Source organism: Halobacteriovorax sp., assembly GCF_048381875.1.
Taxonomy (GTDB): Bacteria; Bdellovibrionota; Bacteriovoracia; order Bacteriovoracales; family Bacteriovoracaceae; genus Halobacteriovorax_A; species Halobacteriovorax_A vibrionivorans.
Genome location: NZ_JBLXBP010000002.1, coordinates 418,501 through 439,902, shown reverse-complemented (window position 1 = coordinate 439,902; position 21,402 = coordinate 418,501). Strand labels below are relative to the sequence as shown.

The 21,402-nt window shown below is 37.5% G+C and carries 21 protein-coding genes; 16 read left to right on the top strand and 5 right to left on the bottom strand.

Annotated elements, in window-relative coordinates; translation table 11 throughout:
- Positions 1–19 precede the first annotated feature (19 nt).
- The 10 genes from ACN5L8_RS06355 (at position 20) to ACN5L8_RS06310 (ending at position 8,561) form a co-directional block, all read left to right on the top strand.
- Positions 20–934: an ABC transporter ATP-binding protein gene (locus ACN5L8_RS06355; protein WP_419172648.1), complete on the top strand. Its 915-nt coding sequence runs from the start codon at positions 20–22 to the stop codon at positions 932–934.
- Positions 931–1,689, top strand: a complete 759-nt coding sequence (locus ACN5L8_RS06350; protein WP_115361470.1) for an ABC transporter permease — start codon at positions 931–933, stop codon at positions 1,687–1,689. Before ACN5L8_RS06355 ends, ACN5L8_RS06350 begins: the two co-directional genes overlap by 4 nt.
- The gene (locus ACN5L8_RS06345; protein WP_419172647.1) at positions 1,686–3,179 is read left to right on the top strand and encodes a Gldg family protein; all 1,494 of its coding nucleotides are present in this window, start codon (positions 1,686–1,688) and stop codon (positions 3,177–3,179) included. Before ACN5L8_RS06350 ends, ACN5L8_RS06345 begins: the two co-directional genes overlap by 4 nt.
- Positions 3,179–3,727, top strand: a complete 549-nt coding sequence (locus tag ACN5L8_RS06340) for a hypothetical protein (protein WP_419172646.1) — start codon at positions 3,179–3,181, stop codon at positions 3,725–3,727. The genes ACN5L8_RS06345 and ACN5L8_RS06340 overlap by 1 nt, the downstream gene beginning before the upstream one ends.
- 47 nt (positions 3,728–3,774) lie before the next feature.
- The gene (locus tag ACN5L8_RS06335) at positions 3,775–4,446 is read left to right on the top strand and encodes a hypothetical protein (protein ID WP_115361464.1); all 672 of its coding nucleotides are present in this window, start codon (positions 3,775–3,777) and stop codon (positions 4,444–4,446) included.
- Positions 4,447–4,576: 130 nt separating this feature from the next.
- Positions 4,577–5,239 (top strand): thymidine kinase, encoded by a 663-nt coding sequence (locus ACN5L8_RS06330; protein WP_115361462.1) that lies wholly within the window; start codon positions 4,577–4,579, stop codon positions 5,237–5,239.
- On the top strand, positions 5,223–6,065 hold the full coding sequence (locus ACN5L8_RS06325) for a uracil phosphoribosyltransferase (RefSeq protein WP_115361460.1): 843 nt from the start codon (positions 5,223–5,225) through the stop codon (positions 6,063–6,065). Before ACN5L8_RS06330 ends, ACN5L8_RS06325 begins: the two co-directional genes overlap by 17 nt.
- 12 nt (positions 6,066–6,077) lie before the next feature.
- A complete protein-coding gene (hpt, locus tag ACN5L8_RS06320) occupies positions 6,078–6,590 on the top strand; it encodes a hypoxanthine phosphoribosyltransferase (RefSeq protein ID WP_115361458.1) in 513 nt (170 codons plus the stop codon).
- Positions 6,583–7,599 (top strand): hypothetical protein, encoded by a 1,017-nt coding sequence (locus ACN5L8_RS06315; protein ID WP_419172645.1) that lies wholly within the window; start codon positions 6,583–6,585, stop codon positions 7,597–7,599. The genes hpt and ACN5L8_RS06315 overlap by 8 nt, the downstream gene beginning before the upstream one ends.
- Positions 7,596–8,561 carry a hypothetical protein gene (locus ACN5L8_RS06310; protein WP_419172644.1) on the top strand — a complete coding sequence of 322 codons (966 nt, stop codon included), beginning with the start codon at positions 7,596–7,598 and terminating at the stop codon, positions 8,559–8,561. Before ACN5L8_RS06315 ends, ACN5L8_RS06310 begins: the two co-directional genes overlap by 4 nt.
- Here the strand turns inward: ACN5L8_RS06310 and ACN5L8_RS06305 are convergent.
- A complete protein-coding gene (locus tag ACN5L8_RS06305; RefSeq protein ID WP_334678921.1) occupies positions 8,530–9,021 on the bottom strand; it encodes a hypothetical protein in 492 nt (163 codons plus the stop codon). The genes ACN5L8_RS06310 and ACN5L8_RS06305 overlap by 32 nt on opposite strands.
- Positions 9,022–9,044: 23 nt before the next feature.
- On the opposite strand from ACN5L8_RS06305, the gene ACN5L8_RS06300 reads away from it, so the two are divergent.
- The 5 genes from ACN5L8_RS06300 to smpB are packed head-to-tail and all read left to right on the top strand — an operon-like array spanning position 9,045 to position 13,750.
- Complete coding sequence (locus ACN5L8_RS06300) at positions 9,045–9,983, top strand: calcium/sodium antiporter (protein WP_419168803.1); 939 nt, start codon at positions 9,045–9,047, stop codon at positions 9,981–9,983.
- Positions 9,984–10,036: 53 nt separating this feature from the next.
- The gene (locus tag ACN5L8_RS06295) at positions 10,037–11,371 is read left to right on the top strand and encodes a hypothetical protein (protein WP_419172643.1); all 1,335 of its coding nucleotides are present in this window, start codon (positions 10,037–10,039) and stop codon (positions 11,369–11,371) included.
- 50 nt (positions 11,372–11,421) lie between these two features.
- A complete protein-coding gene (gene tsaD / locus ACN5L8_RS06290; protein WP_419172642.1) occupies positions 11,422–12,495 on the top strand; it encodes a tRNA (adenosine(37)-N6)-threonylcarbamoyltransferase complex transferase subunit TsaD in 1,074 nt (357 codons plus the stop codon).
- Positions 12,495–13,298, top strand: coding sequence for a 16S rRNA (adenine(1518)-N(6)/adenine(1519)-N(6))-dimethyltransferase RsmA (gene rsmA / locus ACN5L8_RS06285; RefSeq protein WP_115361444.1), 804 nt, complete (start codon positions 12,495–12,497; stop codon positions 13,296–13,298). Before tsaD ends, rsmA begins: the two co-directional genes overlap by 1 nt.
- A gap of 2 nt (positions 13,299–13,300) precedes the next feature.
- Positions 13,301–13,750 carry an SsrA-binding protein SmpB gene (smpB, locus tag ACN5L8_RS06280; protein ID WP_115361442.1) on the top strand — a complete coding sequence of 150 codons (450 nt, stop codon included), beginning with the start codon at positions 13,301–13,303 and terminating at the stop codon, positions 13,748–13,750.
- A 4-nt stretch (positions 13,751–13,754) separates the two neighbouring features.
- Here smpB and ACN5L8_RS06275 read toward each other — a convergent pair whose 3' ends face one another.
- From ACN5L8_RS06275 to pal, 4 genes are read right to left on the bottom strand one after another with little or no spacing between them, the layout of a single operon-like run.
- On the bottom strand, positions 13,755–15,365 hold the full coding sequence (locus ACN5L8_RS06275; RefSeq protein WP_419172641.1) for a multiheme c-type cytochrome: 1,611 nt from the start codon (positions 15,363–15,365) through the stop codon (positions 13,755–13,757).
- A 13-nt stretch (positions 15,366–15,378) separates the two neighbouring features.
- Positions 15,379–16,158, bottom strand: coding sequence for a tetratricopeptide repeat protein (locus tag ACN5L8_RS06270; protein WP_115361438.1), 780 nt, complete (start codon positions 16,156–16,158; stop codon positions 15,379–15,381).
- A 21-nt stretch (positions 16,159–16,179) separates the two neighbouring features.
- Entirely contained in the window at positions 16,180–16,491 is a 312-nt protein-coding gene (locus tag ACN5L8_RS06265) for a DUF4398 domain-containing protein (RefSeq protein ID WP_115361435.1), read from the bottom strand.
- A 12-nt stretch (positions 16,492–16,503) separates the two neighbouring features.
- Positions 16,504–16,995 (bottom strand): peptidoglycan-associated lipoprotein Pal, encoded by a 492-nt coding sequence (gene pal / locus ACN5L8_RS06260; RefSeq protein WP_115361433.1) that lies wholly within the window; start codon positions 16,993–16,995, stop codon positions 16,504–16,506.
- Between the two features lie 656 nt (positions 16,996–17,651).
- Between pal and ACN5L8_RS06255 the strand changes: the two genes are divergently transcribed.
- A complete protein-coding gene (locus ACN5L8_RS06255) occupies positions 17,652–21,401 on the top strand; it encodes a hypothetical protein (RefSeq protein WP_419172640.1) in 3,750 nt (1,249 codons plus the stop codon).
- The last annotated feature ends 1 nt before the right edge of the window (position 21,402 follow it).

Below are 21,402 nucleotides of genomic sequence, written 5' to 3'. Positions count from 1 at the left end.
TTTTACTGTGGATCAAGGAATGGATAATAGCCTGGTGAAATTGTCGGCCATTAGAAAGACATTTCCTGGCAAGGAAGTCCTTAAAGGCGTGGACCTAACTATCGGTCGCCAAGGGGTTTTAGGATTTTTAGGACCAAATGGTGCAGGAAAGTCGACCCTGATGAAGATAATCTTAGAAGAGCAAGAATATACAGCAGGTGAGTTAATAAAAAGTGAAGACCTAACAATTGGTTATTTACCTGAGGAACCATCGCTGTATCGTCACATGACAGTTGCTCCGTTTTTAAAGTTTGTACAAGAGATTTACGCAACATCTCAGAATGCTTATTCAATTCAAGAGATTATCGAAAAATGTGGACTCTCTGATGTTTCTCACCAGCGTATTGAAAATCTATCAAAGGGGTATAAACAAAAAGTAGGGATTGCAGCAGCAATCTGTCATAATCCAAAACTTCTTGTTTTAGATGAGCCATTAGTTGGCCTTGATCCAAATGCGATTATTCAAATTAAAGAAGTGATTAAAGATCTCTCAAAAGATCACACAATATTTATTTCTTCTCACCAATTAAGTGATCTGGCTTCAATTTGTGATGATATCGCCATCTTAAATGAGGGACATATTATTGCTCATGGACCAATTGATGAAATTGAAAAAACTCTTGAGATTAAACAAGAGGTAGAAGTTGAATTTGAAAATATTGATACAAGTAAGCTTAATGGGCTAAAAGAGCTTGGCGTTAATTTCACAATATCTGGTGATATTTATACTTTTTCTAAAGAGAGTTCTAAAGAAAAGTCAGATGTGGACTTACGAGTCATTCTTTCAAAATACTTTGCACAAAATGATCTATCTATTCTTTCACAGCAGAATAAGAAAGTTGGCCTTGAGGATATCTTTAAGAAGCTAACGGCAAAGCCAGGAGGGAAGGCATGAGTTTGAAAAAAACAATACCGCTCCTAAGAGGAATTTCAATTGTCTATAAGAAAGAAGTTGTGGAGAGTTTTTCATCTCCAATTATTTATATCTTTGCGGCCATCTCAAATTTTATAATGTCTGCAATTTTCTATAATAATTTACAAATGGCACCACAGTTAACAAATAAGACTGTCGTGGACTTTGTTATTGCACCAACATTTTCGGCGCTAAATTTTATTCTACTTTTCTTTGCTCCTATGATTACAATGGGTGCCTTTGTTAAAGAAAAGAGAGAGAATACTTTCTCTCTTTTAAAGCTTTCAAACTTAAGTGATGAGTCGATCTTTTTTGCAAAGTACTTAAGTGCCCTTACTAAGCTTGTTTTCATTACTTTGCCAATCTTCATAATCCCGCTATTTCTAGCACCAAAGGGATTTGATGACTTTGCAATATTATTTACAAATATGATTGGAATCTATGGTCTGGGGATGTGCTACTTGGCCATCGGCCTTAATGCTTCATTATTAAGTCGCTCATATATTGCTTCAATTGTTCTATCTTTTGGGGCGCTATTTTCATTTCTTATTGTCTATGCCAGCTCAAATGTTATTCAAAATGAGATGGTTCAGGCCATTATGAGATACTTCAGTTTTAGTTCTCATATTTTCTATTTCTCACGTGGGGCAATTACAAGCTTTGATCTACTTTACTTAGCTTCATTTATTGGCTTCTTTAGTTTTGTGGGCATTCGCAATATGGGGGTTAGAAAATGAAAAAAATTACTCTAAGCCTTTGCGCTGTTTTCTATTTAATTGCATGCTTTCTCTTCTTAGTTATTCCTGAGCATGCTTTCTTAGTGGGAGCTACTTTTATCATTGCTCTTGCAATGACGATTCTAACTTTTTACTTTCATTTAACTGAGATAAGAAATTTTGTTAAGAGTACTTTTGGAAGAAATTTACTTTCTAATTTTACCGCATTTTTCTTACTCTTTTGCATCCTTGCTGTTTTAAATTTTATCGTTTTTAAAAAAGGTGGAATTTGGGATTTAAGTCAAAGAAAGCTCAATACGTTATCAGACTTAACGGTCAAAACAGTTGATAAATTTGATGAAAAAGTTGAGATGGTTGTTTTCTCAAATAAAGAATCAAAGAACGCTATTCTTTCTCTTTTAGAATTATATAAGAATGAAAATACTTCACTTGTTACAAGCTATTATGATCCTGAGTTAAGGCCGGATATGATTGCTCAATACGGGGTGACAGTTTCGCCTTCTATTGTTCTTGTAAAAGGTGACAAGAAGGTTATTGTAACTCGTATTCTTGAGCTTGGAATTACTAATGGGTTAATTCGTCTGCAACGAAAAGAAGATCCGACAATTTGTTTTAATTATCATCCTAAGTTTCAAGATAGTACTGATAATGGCTTTACAGGACTTATTCATGTTCTTAAGCAATCAGCTTATAAATTAAATGTAATTGACCTTTTACAGGCCAAGGCCATACCTGAAACTTGTAATGTCTTTTCTATTCTTGAGCCAACTAATGATTTCTCAAAAGAGCAAGTTGAAAAGCTTAGTTCATATTATGAAAATGGTGGACGCATCTTTGGTGCCTTTATGCCAAACTTTCGCGGAGAAAAACTTACAAATCTTAAAAAGTTTTTTGAGGATAATGGCCTAATTATTCATAACGATGTGGTTATTGATCCGGCCAACTCTCTTGAATCCTCAAAGGGGACAGCACCCATTATTACAAGCTTTGATAAATTGCATATAAATCAAGATTTTAGAGAGCGCGTCTTTCTTCCTCTTGCTAGCTCTGTTAGTGTTGCAAAAGACTTTGTTAAAAACTTTCACTCTCTTGCAAGTTCTTCTCCTAAGAGTTGGGCCGAACAAAAGTTAATCTCAGTTATTGCAGGTGATGTTAAAAAAGATAGTGCCGATATTGCAGGCCCAATTGATATGGCCGCAGCTATTACACGTGAAGATGCGCCAGCTCTAATGGCCATTGGAAATACATCTTTTATTTCAAATAAGTTCTTTAGTTATCAATCAAATTTTAAATTTATATCAAATCTCTATCATTGGATGACGGGACAAGGACAACTTGCTTCCATGAATTCAGTGGTCTTTAAAGAGAAGCCACTTCTAGTATCAGTCATAGAGAAGCAAATGATTTTTTATTTTTCAATTGTGATCCTTCCACTGATCTTTTTGATTGTGGCCCTCGTTCTTTATCAACGTAGGAAGTTTGCTGCATAATGAAAAATGTCTATCTACTAATCATTTTGATTCTTACAATAACGGCCGCTTATTTTACGGTTGAAAGAGATGAGCAGGATCAGGCACAAGAGATTAAGCAAAAACGAGAGATACTTGCCTTATCAAGTTACGGGCAAGTGACGGGAATTAAAATTTCTGGTGCAAGTATTGATCTTAAGAAAACGAAAGATGAGAATCTAAAATTATTCTATGAGGAATTGCAAAAGCTTAAGGTTGATCGAATCTTAAATAATGAAGAAGTAAAAGAGGAACTTCTTTCTTTGGAGAGTCCTCCAAAATTAAAATTTACTTTCGAAAATGGTAAAGAGGTCTCATTTATCCTTGGGCAAAAGATTGCCATTGGCCAGCAATTTTATATGTTAGTTGAATCAGATAAGAAGAAGCATTGGCTTATTGTTCGCTTTGAGACTGCCTTTCCAGCTGATATGAAGGATAAGGATCGACTTCGCTCAAGCATTCCTTACCAAAAATTTCGTGAAGTTCTCCAAACGCCAGAATCATTCTTTTATAGTGAACTAAAAGAGTAGGTCATTGTTCTATTTTCATTTATTTGGAATTCAATTAAAATAAAAACGTGATTAGCATTTATCAGCAATATATTAAGTACCTCCTTTATCCAAAACTTGTTAATTCAAATATAGCAAGCCACAGGGAAGAGCTCGAAAAGATTCGCGAAGCGCGTCTCTTTGAAATCGTAAAAGATGAGAGTCGACGAGGAGTACAATTAAAGTTTACTGATTTTACATTGGCCTCTTGGCCATTTGTTCTAATCTATGGCCTTTATTCACTGGTACAAATTCATATCGGTATTCTCTTATCTGCGCAAATGGCAAAGGAAGGCTTTCTTCCTGCGATTTTCTCATCAAGTGAATTTCAACAAAAGGCCTTCTTGTTTTCGACACTATTTAAAGTGGTCTTCTTCCCACTTTCTGCCTGGGTTTTTGTTAAATTCTGGCGAGTGGTGATTTCTCTTTTTGCGGGACTCTTTGATAAGGATCTTGAGGGAGTTAATCTTGAAGATACGATTGCTGCGTCGCTCGTAGGGAATTTCTTTTTAATCATTCCAATCTTTGGGGACTTTTTAAAATTTGTTTCTCAAGTGGTCTACTTGTATTTTGGACTGCGTTATAACCTGAGGTTTTCTTTTGTGCAAAGCTTCTTTATTCTCTTATCCCCATTAATACTGATCGTAGGGCTTTTCCTAGTGATGCTAATGTACATCAGTCTCATCATAAGCTTTATTTAGGCTCACTGCACTCGTTGCGTTGCTTTCAATTTTTGATAGAAGATGTAAGTGGCCTAAAAACCCTTAGGCCGTCATAATAAATCCTAGAGACACAACACAAAAAATCTGACATTAATAGGAGTTTAAGTCAATGTACGCAAGCCACGCACACCAAACCGGCGGCATTGAGGTCGTATGCGGACCAATGTTTTCTGGGAAGACGGAAGAGTTAATCCGTCGAGTAACTCGAGCACAAATTGCTCGTCAAAAAGTTCAAATTTTCAAACCTGTTATTGATGACCGTTATCACAAGACAAATGTCGTAAGTCATTCTTCACGTCATGTGGAAGCAGAACCGGTTAAGGATGCAGTTGAAATCTTACAGAAGGTTTATGATTCAACTCGTATCGTGGCAATTGATGAGGTTCAATTCTTCGATAACACAATTATCAAAGTCGTTTCTAAACTTGCTCGTCGCGGAATTCGCGTTATTTGTGCAGGCCTAGATCAAGACTTTAAATCAAAAGCTTTTGGTCCAATGCCAGAGCTTCTATGTATCGCAGACGATGTCATGAAGATTCAGGCCATCTGTACTGTTTGTGGTGCACCAGCTTCGAAAACATATCGACTACCAAGTGAGAATAAGAAAACTGTTCTTGTGGGAGAGGCCGATTTATATGAAGCAAGATGTCGTGCTCACTATGATTATTTAGATGAAGATCAAGATGTTAAGGCATTTTCAATTTCACTTGGAGGCTTAAAAGAGGTAAACTCTAAGAGCGAGGTGAAATTGGAAAATGAAAACACAATCTAAAATATCAAAACTTAAAGACGTACACTACGAATCTAACGATTTTAAAATAAGTCAAATCGAACACAAATATGGAGAGAATGTTTACATTCTCTCCAATCCTTTGGCTGAAAGCTTATTAGCGCGCTTTTCAAATGAAGGCGTCATTCAGCCAGAACTCAATCACTTAATACAAAAGCTATACTTTATTCTTCTTGAAGCAGTACTTGGAAATTCATTTCCTAAGGAAGTTATTGAAGTTCGCTCTCGTATGGCAGGGCTTACAGATAAGGCCGTTTTTGATCAAGAGGTCATAAAGAAAGAGCAACCAGTTGTTTGTGTGGATCTTGCGCGCGCAGGAACTTTCCCAAGTCACGTTTGTTTTGAAAATCTAAACTATTTCTTAAACTCTTCTTTAATCCGTCAGGATCATTTCTATGTTAATCGTAAGGTAGATGAAAATGAACAAGTGATTGGAGTGGATGTTAGTGGATCAAAGATTGGTGGCGGCCAAGAGGGTGCTATTGTCATTCTTCCTGATCCAATGGGGGCAACTGGTGGTTCCATGTCTTTTGCGGTTGGACACTATAAAGATCAAGTTAAGGGCAAGGCCTTAAAATATATTTCGATTAATCTCATTGTAACGCCTGAATATATTAAGCGTATGCAAAAGGATCATCCTGATGTGGAGATCTATGCGCTAAGGCTTGATCGAGGACTTTCTCCGGAGCACGTTTTAAAAACAGTTCCTGGAACTCTTTGGGATGAGGAAGTTGGTTTAACTGGAAAACAATACATCGTACCAGGAGCAGGTGGTGTCGGTGAAATCTTAAATAACTCATTTGTATAGTAAGGAAAGTTTATGGCCATTGAAACTTATATTTCTCAAGAGAAAATTGAATCACGTATTAAAGAATTAGCTAGGCAAATTGATCAAGACTTCGGTGGAGAAGAGGTTGTGGTCGTTGGTGTGTTAAATGGTGCATTTATTTTCGTGGCCGATCTTATTCGTCAGATGAAGTCTCCTGTTTATTTCGACTTTATTGGAGCTAGCTCTTATAAGGGAACAGAAAGTACAGGAAAGATTACAATCACTAAAGATATTAAAGTTGATATTAAAGGCAAGAACGTTGTTCTTGTTGAAGATATTGTGGATACAGGACTTACAATTAGTGAGTTAAACGTTCTACTAAAAGAAAGAGAACCAAAATCAATTAAACTTGCAACATTACTGCATAAGCCTGCAAAGACTGCACATCCAGTTTCGATTGATTATCTTGGTTTTGAAATTGAAGATAAATTTGTTATTGGCTACGGCCTAGACTTTGACGGACGCTATAGAGAGCTGCCGTATATTGGAATTTATAATGGTTAAAAGTGCTTCAAATGAAGGATCTGTAAGAGTTGATCTCTTAGGGGGAACTCTCGATATTGTTCCTATCAATCAGGTTCTTAGAAATACAATTACACTAAACTTGGCAACATCACTTAAGGCCAAGGTTATTGTTGAAGAAGTTGACTATGAAGGTGTTGAGTTTGTTTCAATTGATTATGAATCAACAACTCGCCATTCTAGTGTCGATTTCACAAATGAAGATTTTGAAGGTGAGACCTTTGGGCCACTTTCATTTCTTGCTCAAATTCTTCACCACTTTCAGTTAACGAGTGGAATACGTCTTACGACTGAATCGGGATCGCCTCCTGGTGCTGGCCTTGGTGGCTCTTCATCAATGGGTGTGACTGTCTATAAAGCGCTATGTGATTTTACTGATCGCGAGTTTGATCGCCAAACGGCCATCAATACGGTTCAAAATATTGAATCGAAGATCTTAAATAAGGGCCCTTGTGGTTACCAAGATTATTATCCAGCTCTTTATGGAGGGGTTCTTGCTCTAAAGGCAACTGATAGTGCTATTGCAGTTGAACAACTCTATAGTGACTCTTTTAAAAACTTCTTAGAGTCTCATTTAACTTTAGTTTATTCTGGAAAGCTAAGGCTTTCAGCAATTAATAATTGGCAAGTTTACAAAGACTTCTTTGATCATGAAAATGGTGTAAGAGAAGGGCTTGCAACAATTCGCGACTTAACATTTTCTGCTTATCGCGCAATTAAAGATGGGCAATTTGATGACTTTCTTGGACTTCTTTGTCGTGAAGGTGCACAAAGAGAAAAGTTATTTTCAGGAATTGTTACTGATGACATGAGAGCTCTCTATTTAAAACTTAGAGAAAGTGGGCATGTTATTGGTATGAAGGTTTGTGGAGCTGGTGGAGGCGGATGTTTCATTCTTGCTCACGGCCCACAACATAAAGAAGCTGTATTAAAGGAGATTACACGCTCAAAGATGAAAGTCTTAGAGTTTAGTGTTGAAGCGCCACTATGAACTTAACTTTTAATCGCGTCGCCGGACTTTCAATGAAGGGAGGAAGAAGAGATAATTTCTTTTTCTGCCTACTTGATCACCATAAAGAAAGCGGACGTTGGTTTCTTAAGTCTATTCTGGATGTAAAAGATGAAGATGAATACTCTGATGGAGATGATATTCTCAATCAGTGGATTGATAAATACGATTTAAAACACGTCATTGTGGATTTTCCTCTTTCTCGCCCGGCCTGTCATGAGTGTAATCTAAAGTGCCCAGGTGTTGCCAAGTGTCCAGTGGGGCATGTGGAGAAGGTCAGAGAAGATATTACGGCCATCTTAGAAATTGATCGAAAGATGGAAGTAGAAAATCCAAAAGAGTATGAGAGAAGAAGAAATTTTGAAGATCTCACTCACTTTGATCGCGATACTTTTTCTAAAGAGTCTCAGGACTTCATGTTATCAAAGTCATTTAAGAGAAGATTGAAAAAAGGTTTTGTTCCTTATTGGAATCGCTCACTTGATTTTTGGATTTGGTGCTCATATCACGATCAACTCTTAGAACTCTTTAATACAACTTTTGATTCATTTGGAAATACATCACTCATGATGCTTTCGCGCTTTTCTTATATGAAAAGACATTTCCCTCAGGAGTGTTTCTTCTATGAAGGGCATGTAAACCTCATTCTCTTAGAATTATTAAAGAGTCGTATCATTCTAAAAAAGAATATCTTAAATCTAACAGATCTTGATCTTGGAATTGAGGCCCGTCTTGATATTGTGAAAAAGATAGAAAATAAGCTAGGGATATTTATCTATGATAATGATTTAGAGATCATTGTAAAAAATGTTCGTGCCTTTGATTCATTCTTACTTGCTGTATGCGGACTTCAAAAGGCCAAAGGCCAGGCTCGCAGTATGCCTGATTGGACTCTTCCTCATTTAACAAATTTTATTCTTCCTTCATTTGTCTCTGGTACTTAAAGCCAAATGCATTAAAGAGAAGTATGATTCCAGGGATCATAAACATCAATACTAGGGGATTTGAAAAATCCCATAAGGCCACAATTGGCATCAGCACACCTGCCGTCCAACAATAGAATTTTAGGTAGCCGTCAGCAAATTTCTTATCATAGAAACGAAAGAGGTATATGAAGAGATGAATGATGAGATAGATACAAATAAGAGTTATGGCCGATTGAATCATCAGATCCACAATTTGTTTTTGAAAGACAGGGTCTTTCATCATTGATGCACTGGCCTTATCTACTTGTTCCATCATTTTTGCTGTGGTGCTTAAATAATCCTCATACAGCTTAGGATCTGTATAGAGAATATAGATATAGGCAGCAACAAAGATGTCGGCAATAAAGCACGACGAAATATTTAGGAATTTGAAATTCTTTTTGCTAAACTGAAGATAAATGCGTTTTAAATCTAACATATGTTAATTATTGGAAATAATTTATGGTTTTACAAGTTGTGTTATTAGTTCTTGCTATTGTTATGCTTTATTATGGGGCCGAGTTTGCTCTTGAGTCTGCAGAGAAAATTGGTCTTGCTTTAGGACTATCTCCTTTAGTTATTGGACTTTTAATCGTAGGATTTGGAACATCGCTTCCAGAATTCTTCGTCTCTCAGCTAGCAAGCTATCGCGGTGATCCAGGGATTGCTCTGGGAAATATTGTGGGCTCAAATATTGCCAACCTCTTTTTGATCCTAGGGGTCTCGGGACTTCTTGGAAGACTCTTTTTGACGTCAGCAGATATTAAGAGACAATTAATTCTTCATTTAATCCTTACTGCAATCTTAGGTGTTGTTCTCTTACAAGAACAGATCTACTGGTGGGGAAGTGCTCTTCTTCTTGGCTTTATGGCCTTCTACCTCTATGACACATTTAGAGAGATGAAAAAAGAGCGCGCCCATATGGCCGACCCTGAAAAACCAAGTCATAAAGAAGATGAAATTAAAATGAAAGAAATTCTTCACCTTTTTGCTGGCTTTGCCCTTTTATATGGTGGGGGAGAGTTACTAGTTAAGAGTGGAACTGGGCTTGCCTTGGCATTTGGCATTTCAAGTTATGTTATCTCCGCTATTTTTGTGGCCTTTGGAACTTCATTTCCCGAACTTGTTACGGCAATCATGACAGTAAAGAAGGGAAAGAACTCCGATATCATCACAGGAAATATCATCGGTTCAAATATTTTCAACGTAGCCTTCGTTCTTGGAAGTTTGGTCTTTTATAAAATCAAAATTTCAGAAAATTTTATGCCCGAGGTTTGTGCTCTAGTATTTGCAGCGCTTTTCTTAATTGCAATCTCTTATATGAAGAGAGCATTTTATCGTATTGCGGGGAGTATTTTCTTGGCCTGCTATATTGGAATGGTGCTTTACTGGGTGAGATAAAAGCATAAAGTTCCATCTAGGGAAAAAATTGGGCAAATGTTAAAATATCTTCTATGAGTTTTAACGTCTTAATTGCGGAACCAGATTTTGAATTAAGTGATATATACGTCTTAGGTATCGAGAACACGTTCCAAGATTCAAATATCACGCGAGTTGCTAGTTTTAAGGATCTTAAGGCCAAGCTCAATGCGTCTGGTAATTATCATCTTATTATTTCAGAGTACTTTCGCGATGGGGACGAGGATATTTTCACTTTTCTCGATAGTAAGTCGTTAAATATTCCAACTCTAACGATTACATCATTCACTGAAGCAGAGTTTATAAACTTTGAACGTGATATTACTTATCACTTAAAAAGAGCGCACCTTCCAAAACCATTTTCTTATGTCTCATTTGAAAATATCGTCACGGAATTGAGTGGCCCTTCAAGCTTTGTTCAATCTCGAACAGCTTATAAGAAAATTAATACAGAGTACTTCCTTAGAGGAACCATTGCTCTTTGCGATACCTATGTAAAACTTAGTGATTCAAAATTTGTTAAGGTCATCAAAAGGGGAGATACTTTTACAATCTCTCAAATTGAAAGTTATCTTGATCGCGATATTAATTATCTCTATATCAATAAAGATGATCTGGATGAATTTGTCGTTAATGCAGGTGAAGTTTCATTTCTAAAATACGATCCATCAACGCCAGCTGAACATCTGGATATTGCTCAAAAGTCCATTATGACTCTAAAGAGACTGGTTGGAAATTATGGAATTAGTGAAGGTTCCATGGCCGTGGTGGATAGTTATGTTTCTAATCTTAAAAAACTATCCCAAGGTAGTGTGAAGCTAAAGAATCTTTTGGCAGAAAGAGAGCAGATGACAAATTACCTCTATGACCACTGCTACCTAACAAGTATCTTAGGTGTTGAAATCCTAAAGCAGCTGGCCTGGGGAAAGAAAGATAATATTGAAACGATTATTCTGACTTCTGTTTACCACGATCTTCTCTTAGAAGATGAGTCACTTGCTCGCATCTCTTCTCAAGGAGAGCTTCTTAAGGCCGAGCTAAGTGATTATGATAAGAATATTGTTCTAAGTCACGGGCGTCTGATATCTGAAACTCTTGAAAAAGAGGGGATAAATGACCAGAATCTTTACGAAATCCTCGTCAATCACCACGAAAGACCTGATGGAAATGGTTTTCCCCGTGGGCTATATGCTAAACAAATTAAGCCTTTAACAGCAGTTTTTATTGTGGCCCATGAGCTAGCTAAGAAGATGGAAGAGTATCACTACGATCTTGAGTATAGTGAAGACATCGCAAAGCATATGCAGGCCAACTTTTCCAAAGATCACTTTGAAAAAATTGTCAAAATTGTCGATAAAATTCTCAAATAGTGATAGGGTGCACCTAAATAAATCAATAACTTAAAAAACGGTAATAAGCTGTGAGTCAAAAGTATATTTTAGGCATTGAAACAAGTTGTGACGACACGTCAGTGGCGGTTCTTAAAGGTGATCCAACTTCTGGGCAGGCCCCTGAAGTTTTAGCATTTGAGTTATTTTCACAAGAACAAATGCTTGCCCAATGGGGTGGGGTTGTTCCTGAAATTGCTTCTCGAAATCACCTCGATAAATTGGCCCCGCTCTTAGATGTAACCATTAAAAAAGCAGGTGTGACACTTTCAGATATTGATCTTGTTGGTGTGACGACTTTCCCAGGACTCCTTGGTCCACTTTTAACGGGACTAAATGCGGCCAAGACGATTTCTCTTTTAAAGAAAGTGGATATCTTTGCGGTAAACCACCTCTTTGCTCATCTTGAAGCAGTTCATCTTACTCATGAAGTGACTTATCCATATATCGGACTTCTTGTAAGTGGAGGCCACAGTCTCTACACTCTTGTTCGCGCAAGTGATGATGTTGAAGTTCTTGGCTCAACAATTGATGATGCCGCAGGTGAAGCCTATGACAAAGGCGGAAAGCTAATGGGACTTGGTTATCCTGCTGGCCGAATTATTGATGATCTAGCAAAAGAAGGTGATGTCAATCGTTTTGAATTCCCTGTGGGACTTAAGACTTCAAAAGATTGTAACCTAAGTTTTTCAGGTGTGAAGACGGCCCTGAGAACGTTTCTAGAGAAGAACCCAGATTATTATGTGAAGTCTCCTGAAGATATTAATCAGGATACAAAAGATATTTGTGCTTCTTATCAGCACGCTATTGTGTCGGCCCTAAAGCTTAAGCTTCGCTATGCAATTGAGAAAGCTGGAGAGTTGGGACATAAGAATCTTCCTGTTGTTGTGGGAGGCGGTGTCGCTTGTAATAGCTATCTAAGAAAAGTTTTAAAAGAGAAGTATAAGAACGTATTCTTTGTTGAACCTAAATATTGTACAGATAATGGTGCCATGATTGCTAATTATGCCCTAAGAAATTATGAGAGTCGTATTAAGTATCCTGCTACACTTAGCATTGATGCACGTTCTCGATTTATTAATAAGAAAGAACATAGGAAGACTTAGTGGAAGATAGCAAGAAACTACCTTGGGCCAATAAAGATCTAGGACAACACTTCTTAAATAATCAAAATATTATTTCTAAGATAACAGATGACTTTGCTGAAGTTGCCGAAAGTATTATTGAAGTAGGACCAGGCCCTGGAATTCTTACTAAGAACCTTGCTGCTCATAACCAAGATATTCACGTTGTTGAAAAAGATGAGCGCATGATTGAATACCTTGCACCAATTGTAAAAGCTGATCATATCAATTTTACCGATGCATTGGCCTTTGATTTTGAGGCCTTCATTAATGAGAAGGGACTAGGTGATAAGACATGGCTTGTTTCAAACCTGCCTTATAATATTTCAACACCACTACTTCTTAAATTTCTTCAAACACCATCAATTAAATATATGACATTGATGTTTCAACGAGAAGTTGCCGATAAGGTCTTTGCCTTTGCTTCAAAGAAGAATTTCATGGGCTCTTTAATGGCCTTATCACAAACATATTTTAAAACATCGCTTCTAGTTAAGGCGCCTCCGGGAGCTTTCACGCCACCACCAAAAGTGGACTCGGCCGTTATTAGCTTTGAGAGAATAGACAATCCTGTGATTGCTCTGGACGAATTTACAAAATTTGAGAAATTCTTAAGAGCAGTGTTTCAATTTAAGAGAAAGCAGCTAGGAAAGGTTCTAAAGAGCTATACTTCTGTTGAAAAAATTCAGGCGGGCCTAGCACATATCAATCAACCTTTGACAGTTAGGGCAGAAGCGCTAAAATTAGAAGACTTGCAAAATCTATATAAATTTTTAAATGAGTAAATATGGGAAAGAAAATAATAGCCAAAAATAAGAGAGCGAAGTTCGATTATCAATTACTTGAACTTTACGAAGCTGGAATGGTTCTCGCTGGAACAGAGGTGAAGTCATTGCGTGCTGGAAAAGTCTCAATTGGTGAGGCCCATATTACAATTGATAAAAATGGCGAAGTTTGGGCCAATAATATCAAGATTCCTGAATATGAATTTGGAAATCAATTCAATCATGAAGAGGCGAGAAAGAGAAAGCTTCTTCTCCATGAAAAAGAGATCGCTGAAATCGCTCACCGTGCAAAGGCCGAGCGCTTAACGATTGTTCCGACGATTATCTATTTTAAGGGTTCTCGCGTGAAGCTTGAAATTGCCTTAGCTAAAGGTAAGAAGCTCCACGACAAGCGATCTGATCAGCAGAAAAAAGATGTTGAAAGAAAGTTAAGAAGAGGTGACTACAACTAAGCTTTTAGTGCACCATCTTCTTGTACATTTTTTCAAAGTAATCTTCATCAACACCTGAATAAACTCCATCGCGATCTTTCTTATACCACTCTGGTGATTGGTCACTTGTGTGACACTCAAGGCATTTATTCTTTATTGAAGCTTTTGTGTGGGCCAATTTTTGCTCATCATTTTCAATAGCAAATGGGTGATCAGTAACAACCTCATGACAATTTAAACACTGAACATTGGCATAGCTATGCTCAACCTTATGCTTCTCATCAAGCTTATCCCATTCAACACGAAGAGCTGATACTTTCTTATCAGAGAGCTTACGAATTGATTTAACATCCTTGAAGGCCTTTGAAACATCTTGCCAATACTTATTCTTATGGCCGCTAAAGCCTTTATCTGTTGTCTTTAAGTCTTTGAAGTGAACAATATCGTTGTGATTGATATAACCACCTTCTTCATTCATTCCAACAGAGTGGCACTTCATACAAGAGGTCTTATTTTCTTCTCCTGCAATCATAAGCGTTGCAAAAGAAACTGAGTGAGGAGTCTTTGCCCAGTGTTCTCCTTGGGCCTCGTGACATTCAAGACAGCTTTTAGCATCTGGAATCTTTTTGATTTCATTACCGCCTGTGTACATCATCTTTTGTTCCTCATCACGAATCTGATCTAATTTCTTCTTTGATTCATTGATATAGGCCGTAAATGGGTTATTTGGAATTTTCTCTCCTAATTGCTCACGCATTTCGTGGTATGAAAATTCTTTTTCTAGCTTCTCTTTTCCACTTGAGATGGCAATCTCTCCTATGTAGTGGTTCTTTGAGAGAACTTGAACGATTTGAGTATCACCAACATCAATTGAATAATTAGTAAAACTTTGTGAGTGAGAACCAATAATCCAATCGATCATAGGAAATTTCTTAGCAAAGCCTTTATCGTAATCAAGTCCTGCATGAGACATAACCACAAGCTGTGTTAGTGGGTTTTTCTCGTCGTATCCAGCTTCTTTAAGCTTCTTTAGGGTTTCTGGAAAACTTGCTTCAGGTCTTTTAAAATAACTTTGTAATGGGCCTTGAATAGTACTTGGTTCAACAATTCCTGTTAAATAGACTGTCTTCTTTCCAAATACAATCTTAGTAAACTCCTGATGAGGGAAGTCCTTCTTCTTTTCATCACTTAAGTTTGAAACAAGGGGAGTGAAGCTAACTTCACTTAGAACTTCTTTATAAAATCCAACACCAGCAGCAAGATCTTGATCTCCAGGAAGAGTGTATTTTAGGCCAAGTTTATCGAGTCCTTTAGCAACATCCTTTGCGGCTTGCATTTGTGATTTTGCAATATGAGTTGGAACGATTGAAGAAGGAAAGAGCATATCTCCTGTATCAACATAGAGAAATTGCTTTTCTTTTTTAAGCTCGTGCATAAAGCCTGCTACTTGTGGAAGTCCTCCCAGAGGGAATTGACGGCATCCACAAGGATGTGTTTCACCTGAGATTGAATGAGAGAAGAGGATGGAGAACTTAGGGCCTTCAATCTTTAGCTCTGAGTTTGCTTTATCCATGTCGATAATACTTTGGCACGAAAGTGCTAAAGTTAAAGTAAGTAATCCAAATATTCTCTTCATTGAGTGACCTTTCTTATTTTAATCTTGCTAGTAATTTCTTTGCTGCAGGAACGTGGCGACTTTTAGGAAATGACTTAAGCATCTCTTGTAGAATCGCTATGGCCTGATCTTTTTGTCCTTTCTTTTCAAAAGAGCGGGCGAGGTAAACTAATCCATTAGCGTTATAAGGTGATTTTGGTTTTTTCGTATATAAAGACGAGAAGTAAGTGATGGCATCATCATATCTCTTTTGAATATAGGCAACCATTCCAAGATTGTGGTTGATACGATCTCTGCTTTTGCCTTTGATCTTTCCGGCCTTATAGAGCTCTTCTAGGATAGGGCGTGCTTGAGAATACTTACCCTTTCCATAGAGATACATGGCCTCGTTATAAGGAGAGCGCTTCTTTGCAGCTGCTTTTGCTCTTCTTTGCTTATCTTTTTTTTTTAGCAGAGCAATAACTTCTTTAATATACTTATCTTGCTCTTCAATTTTTGCAGAAAGCTTTGTTACTTCATCAGTTAGGGAAGTGTTTTGTTCTTCGAGCTTATTAATTTTATTTTGTAGCTCTTCAACCTTCTGGTCTTTACCATTGGTATACTCTTCCATTTGTCCTTGGAAAGCGGCGATAGAAGACTCTAGCTCTTGCATCTTAGAGATGGCATCTGCATTTAGTCTTTGACTCTGCTGCATTTGAACTGACATTGTATTGATTTTCTTTTCGCGCTCAATTTGTTCCTGTGTCTTACAAGAAGTCATTGATCCCATTAAAGTGATTAATGTGATAGTCGATAGTAGGGAAGTTTTCTTCATGAGAAATTCTCCAGAATATGATTAGATGCTATCGAGAGTTTTTTTACGATAGGCTTTGAATTCGGCCTTTTCAGAAAATTGTTTTGATAAAATGGCGTATTTCTTAGCTTTATTAAAAAACTTTCTCTTGTAGCTTGATTTAGCTTTTAAGTAGTAGAATTCGGCTTTTCGATAGAGGTTAGGGGCGAGTGTTTGGCCACCAGCTTCCTTTGCCGCAAGGAAAGCAACCTGTGCATAAGTCATTTCTAACTTAGGGCGTACGGTCGTTAGACCGCAACTACCCAGAGTTAGAAGTAAAAGTAAAAATGTAATTTTAGACTTTAATACTTTCATTTATTCTTCAAATTACTTAGAAACAACAACGAAGTTTCCTCTTCTGTTTTGTGACCAAGACTCTTCAGAGTGACCAAAAGCGATTGGTCTTTCTTTTCCGTAAGAAGTCGTAGAGATTCTTGAAGCATCAACACCAAGAGCTACTAGGTAGTTCTTAATTGCACGTGCACGGTTTTCACCAAGTGCCATGTTGTACTCACGTCCACCTCTTTCATCACAGTGACCTTCAACTTGTACTTCAACATCAGTGTTCTCTTTTAAAAATTCAGCGTTAGCTTCAAGAGTCGACTTAGTAGACGAGTTTAGGTTTGAAGAATTAAATGCAAAATAAACAGTTCTTAGAGCACCTGCTTTACCAGAGTCTGAATCACCGTTTAACTCAAGTGATGAGTTTGCGTACTCTACTGATTCAACAGAAGATGAATCATTTTTCTTAGCGTCTGAACCACATGAAGTCATAACTAGTGCAGAACCTAAAAGTAATAACGTAAAAAGTTTTTTCATTTGTTCCCCCTTTCCATATATAGAGATTATTCTTGTTAATGAAAAAATTAGATATACCCATAAAGTATATAATAAATTTAGGTGTTTAGATACCGGCAGAAAAGGAATTAAATCCTGATAAAAGTGCTCAGCTTCATGAAAACCTATAGTTGATATGATTATTTATCGGGATTTCACTATTTATCTAAACACGTTTTTTCGCAACTTTTTGCCAAAATTTTATGGGTTAACAGTTAAAGAAAAAGTAAAGTTTCTCAATCTCTATTTACAATGTGAAACGATCAAAATAATGTTTATTTGAGGTTATTGAAAAGTCCTTATCTTGTGTGTAAAAGCCTGGCCGCCGTCTTTTCCTGTCTCTGCTTAAGTTGCGGCCAGGCATTTTCTCTAAACTCAATTCTTAATATTCCACTAACATTGCAAATAGTTCTTCAATAATCCTTCATAGTTACAGGGCCTATTTTTAATAACTTGTAGGACCACTTTGTCCCTTCTGACACCAGAATCCATGAAGTCTTTACAAGGTTAGGTGTTATATTCTGAAACTTTCTTACATTTAAGGTATTTTCACAATGTTTTCTATGGGCCGTCTCCACAAAGGAAAATCAGGGTTATAGAACTAATTTAACGAAACATGATCTAAAGGAGAGGGATTCATGAAGAGATCGACTAAAAGTTTAGTTTTATTATCGCTATTGGCATTAAGCGCCAACGTTCACGCACAGTTACCTGATGAAATCGATTATCCGACGTACCTATCAAAGTACTCTCAAGCAAAGTCCGATTCTGATAGTGCTCGTATGAGTGCCAATCAGCTTAAGAGCATGCTTCAGCAAATCGCTGCAGACTTAGAAGCAAATGGTTCTGCAATAGCAATCTCTAAATCAGAAATTGATGAGGCCGTAGCTATCATCAGTCAATTGAGTACAGAGAATATGGATCTCGACAATACAATTGCCATGCTAACGGAAGAAAACCTTGGCCTTGGTGATGAACTACAAAGACTTGCTCGCGCTATCTCTGAATTATCAAGTGAGCAAAGAGAAATCCAAGATGATCTAGTCGGTCCTCAAAGAAATGCACATAATCTTCGTTCTGCCCTTGATTCAGTAACAAAGAATCTTCACCAAAATGGTGATCGTCTACAAAAGGCGCAAAAGAAGTTAGATCGTAATCGTGATAAAATTAAAAATCTTGAAGGAAATATCAAAACGGCAATCGATGAGAGCGATCGCCTAAATCTTAAGCTTCCTAAGATTCAAAATAATATCAAACAAAAGAAAGAAGACCTTGATAAGGCCACATCAAAAATTTCACAATTAGAGAATCAAGTGACGAAATTTCAGGCCGAGCTTGTCAGTGCAAACCAAGAAGTTAGTGCGGCCAAGGCTAAGGTTGATCAATTAGAAAGTAAAATCTCAAAGCAAGAGGCCAAGGTAGCTCCTCTTGTTGAAAAGAAGAATAGACTAAACGCTCAGGCCATTAAGGCGCAATCAACAGTATCTTCTAAGAAGAGTGAATTAAATAAGGCAAAGAATGAGCTTTCATCAGCTAAATCAAAGCTTTCTTCTCTTAAAAGTGAAAAGCAACAACTTGCAGCTCAAAAGAATGCTTTAGAAGAGAAGAAAACTAAGTTTGAAGAAAAGCTTGCCCAAGTTGAAGCAACTCTTAAAGAGCTAATGGCAAATCGTGATCGTGGAAATGCTAATAAGATTAAAAACCTTAGAGAGCAAAGAAAACTTCTAAGACAAAAAATTGCGCAAGTAACACCACGTCTTAATAAAGTTGAAGCAGATTTAAATAAAACTTCAGCTGAACTAGCTCAAGCAAAGAAGGTTATTGCTGGTGGAGATACAAAAGTTTCTAATCTCGAGCAAGAAGTCGCAGCTGCTGAACTTCAAGTTAAGAAGCTCTTAGCTGATATCTCAGCGGTAGAAAATGAAATCGCACAGGCCGTTCCTCAACTTGCAAGACTTAAGGATCGCCTAGCGAGTGCTAAGACTGAATTAAGAAGTGCTCAAAGTGCACAAGCAAGTGCAAAGTCTAAGCTTGATCAGAAGCAGACGGCCCTTGCTCAAGTGAAAAAAGATATCAAGAGAATCGAAGGAGATATCGCTTCTCTTAAAGATCAAAAACAAAAAGCGCAAGAGAGAATCACTATCATTGCAAGTGATCTAAAGCGTATGAGACGTGAGCTAAACCAAGAAAAGAATGACTTCGATGCAAATCGCCGTGTGGTTGGAACACTTCGAAATACACAAAATGCTCTTAAGTCAGAGCGCGATTCATATCAAAGAAGACTTTCAATTGTTGAAGATGAAATCCGCCACCTACGTGGAGAGCTTGATAAGGTTCAAGCGCAGCTTCTAACTCTTGAAGATGAGCACAAGCAAAGAGATCAGCAATACGTTTCAAACGTACAAACGATCCAAAGCTCACAAGATCGTATGCAGAGTAACTCTTATACAATCTCTTCTAAGCAATCTCAGATTGCACAAAATGAAAATCGCATTCAAGAGCTTGAGTCTCAAAGAAGCGCACTTTTAGAAGATCAACTTGTAAAAGAAGGTCAATTTGCACAAGCTGATGCTGTGGCAAGTGATTTAGAATCAATCACTCAAGAAACTTATGAGGAGTATGAAGATCGTAAAGAATTATATGCTGATTACAAGAGTGAGGCACAGCAAATGGGTGCTTCTCAAGGTCAAGCGGCCGGTGCAACTGCTGGTGAATACGCTGGATCTGCTGATGTAAAAGAAGATGCTTCTTTATACGGATCTAAGAATGGAACAACTCTTGGTGAGTTAAGAGGATATCTAGCAGGACTTGTTGACGGTAAAGAGCAAGGACTTGAGGCTGGTTATGACGAAGGTGTTAACTCTCAGGCCAGTTATGATGAAGGTTACGCAAAAGGTTATGAGCAAGGACTACAAACTGCTGTCGCTCTAGCTAAGAAAGAAAATTTCCCACAAGGGTATGCACAAGTTAAAGAAGAGAAATTTTCAACACTACCAACTAATAAAGTGGTTCTTGAAAATAGTGTAAACGGAAGCTTATTTATGGAGAAGGCATTTGCCTTTGCCTCAACTGCGGCCCAAACACTTACAGAGAGCTTTGGAATTGAGACACCTGATTATGTTTCAACTGAGGCCTTTGCACCAGTAAGAATCAAGTCAAAGGTTGATGTTGAAATCGCTCGCGTTGAAAAAGAGATTGCTCGTCATGAAGATAATGATCAAGTTTCTAAGGCCAAGCCTCAGTATGTTTACACTGCACCAACTCGTATCGATGTTGATGAGGATTTCAAAAATTGTTTTGATGTCTACAAAGGTGTTTCTGATTTTAAAGAAGCTTGTGGTGATTCTTATGAGTCTGCTTATAAGTCTCAATTTGTTAGAGATCACAAAGACACTTTCTTTGCTGCTTATGAAGCATTATTTGAAGAAGCAAGTGATGAAGCTGCAAGCGGTGACTTCTCAGGTGAGACAAGAAAAGCTTTTGATAAAGCATATAAGACGGCCTTTGCTGAAGCTCGCTTAGAAGGTGAGGGAGTTGCTTACCAAAATGGTGCAACTGATGGTGAAGAAGCTGGTTTTGATGAGAATATTGCAGCTAAGCGTTCTGAGCAACTTGCCAAAGGTAAGAGTGAAGCAGCTAGCTTATTTGCAAGTAGCGGTGTTGTTCGCCTTAATAAATACGCACAAACAAGTGTAAAAACTGAAGATCCAAAAGGTCTAACTCAGGATGGAAAATTCTCAGTAGGTCTTGGACTAGTAAACTTTGGTAAGCTTGCAACAAACCGAGGAGCAGTGTCGGCAAAGGTTATCGCAGCATCATCAAATGTTTCGGTATCAAATACTCGTGCTAACTTAAGAGTTCTACCGGCATCATCTCAAATTGACTTAAGTGATGTTATCCAAGCGAAGGTTACAAATAACGCTCGCCCAGGATCTGAAGTTAAGATGCAAATTGAGCTGACTTACCCAGGTGACGCTTTACGTGGAAGCTATACTGAAGTTGCAACATTTGTTTCAAACGTCATGGTTAACCCTGAGGTACAAGTAGGATTAGAATTTGATGATAAAGTAAAAGATCGCAAGTGTTTCCTAGGTTTATTTAACTGTAAGTTTAGAAGCCACGATGTAAAAGTTAAGCTAACTGGTCTACGAGACTTTGTGCCTGGAAGCTATGATGTTGCAATCAGTGTTTTAGAGGGTGGAAAGTTCATCAATCTTAAGAAAGCTCAAACTCAAGTTGCTGCTCCAGGTAAAGGAGTTGTGGCCACAGGAGCTCTAACTTATAAGTTTAAGAAGAAAACAAAAGACGATAAACTCAAGTTTAAAGTCGATGTTTCTTACAAAGGCGAATTACTTCAGTCCAAAGTATTCGATGTAAGAGCAAAATAGA

Excerpts from the sequence above, each read along its gene's own strand:
- ACN5L8_RS06355 (WP_419172648.1), top strand. The coding sequence starts at position 20 with ATGGATAATAGCCTGGTGAAATTGTCGGCCATTAGAAAGACATTTCCT.
- ACN5L8_RS06350 (WP_115361470.1), top strand. The coding sequence starts at position 931 with ATGAGTTTGAAAAAAACAATACCGCTCCTAAGAGGAATTTCAATTGTC.
- ACN5L8_RS06345 (WP_419172647.1), top strand. The coding sequence starts at position 1,686 with ATGAAAAAAATTACTCTAAGCCTTTGCGCTGTTTTCTATTTAATTGCA.
- ACN5L8_RS06340 (WP_419172646.1), top strand. The coding sequence starts at position 3,179 with ATGAAAAATGTCTATCTACTAATCATTTTGATTCTTACAATAACGGCC.
- ACN5L8_RS06330 (WP_115361462.1), top strand. The coding sequence starts at position 4,577 with ATGTACGCAAGCCACGCACACCAAACCGGCGGCATTGAGGTCGTATGC.
- ACN5L8_RS06325 (WP_115361460.1), top strand. The coding sequence starts at position 5,223 with ATGAAAACACAATCTAAAATATCAAAACTTAAAGACGTACACTACGAA.
- hpt (WP_115361458.1), top strand. The coding sequence starts at position 6,078 with ATGGCCATTGAAACTTATATTTCTCAAGAGAAAATTGAATCACGTATT.
- ACN5L8_RS06315 (WP_419172645.1), top strand. The coding sequence starts at position 6,583 with ATGGTTAAAAGTGCTTCAAATGAAGGATCTGTAAGAGTTGATCTCTTA.
- ACN5L8_RS06310 (WP_419172644.1), top strand. The coding sequence starts at position 7,596 with ATGAACTTAACTTTTAATCGCGTCGCCGGACTTTCAATGAAGGGAGGA.
- ACN5L8_RS06305 (WP_334678921.1), bottom strand. The coding sequence starts at position 9,021 with ATGTTAGATTTAAAACGCATTTATCTTCAGTTTAGCAAAAAGAATTTC.
- ACN5L8_RS06300 (WP_419168803.1), top strand. The coding sequence starts at position 9,045 with ATGGTTTTACAAGTTGTGTTATTAGTTCTTGCTATTGTTATGCTTTAT.
- ACN5L8_RS06295 (WP_419172643.1), top strand. The coding sequence starts at position 10,037 with ATGAGTTTTAACGTCTTAATTGCGGAACCAGATTTTGAATTAAGTGAT.
- smpB (WP_115361442.1), top strand. The coding sequence starts at position 13,301 with ATGGGAAAGAAAATAATAGCCAAAAATAAGAGAGCGAAGTTCGATTAT.
- ACN5L8_RS06275 (WP_419172641.1), bottom strand. The coding sequence starts at position 15,365 with ATGAAGAGAATATTTGGATTACTTACTTTAACTTTAGCACTTTCGTGC.
- ACN5L8_RS06270 (WP_115361438.1), bottom strand. The coding sequence starts at position 16,158 with ATGAAGAAAACTTCCCTACTATCGACTATCACATTAATCACTTTAATG.
- ACN5L8_RS06265 (WP_115361435.1), bottom strand. The coding sequence starts at position 16,491 with ATGAAAGTATTAAAGTCTAAAATTACATTTTTACTTTTACTTCTAACT.
- pal (WP_115361433.1), bottom strand. The coding sequence starts at position 16,995 with ATGAAAAAACTTTTTACGTTATTACTTTTAGGTTCTGCACTAGTTATG.
- ACN5L8_RS06255 (WP_419172640.1), top strand. The coding sequence starts at position 17,652 with ATGAAGAGATCGACTAAAAGTTTAGTTTTATTATCGCTATTGGCATTA.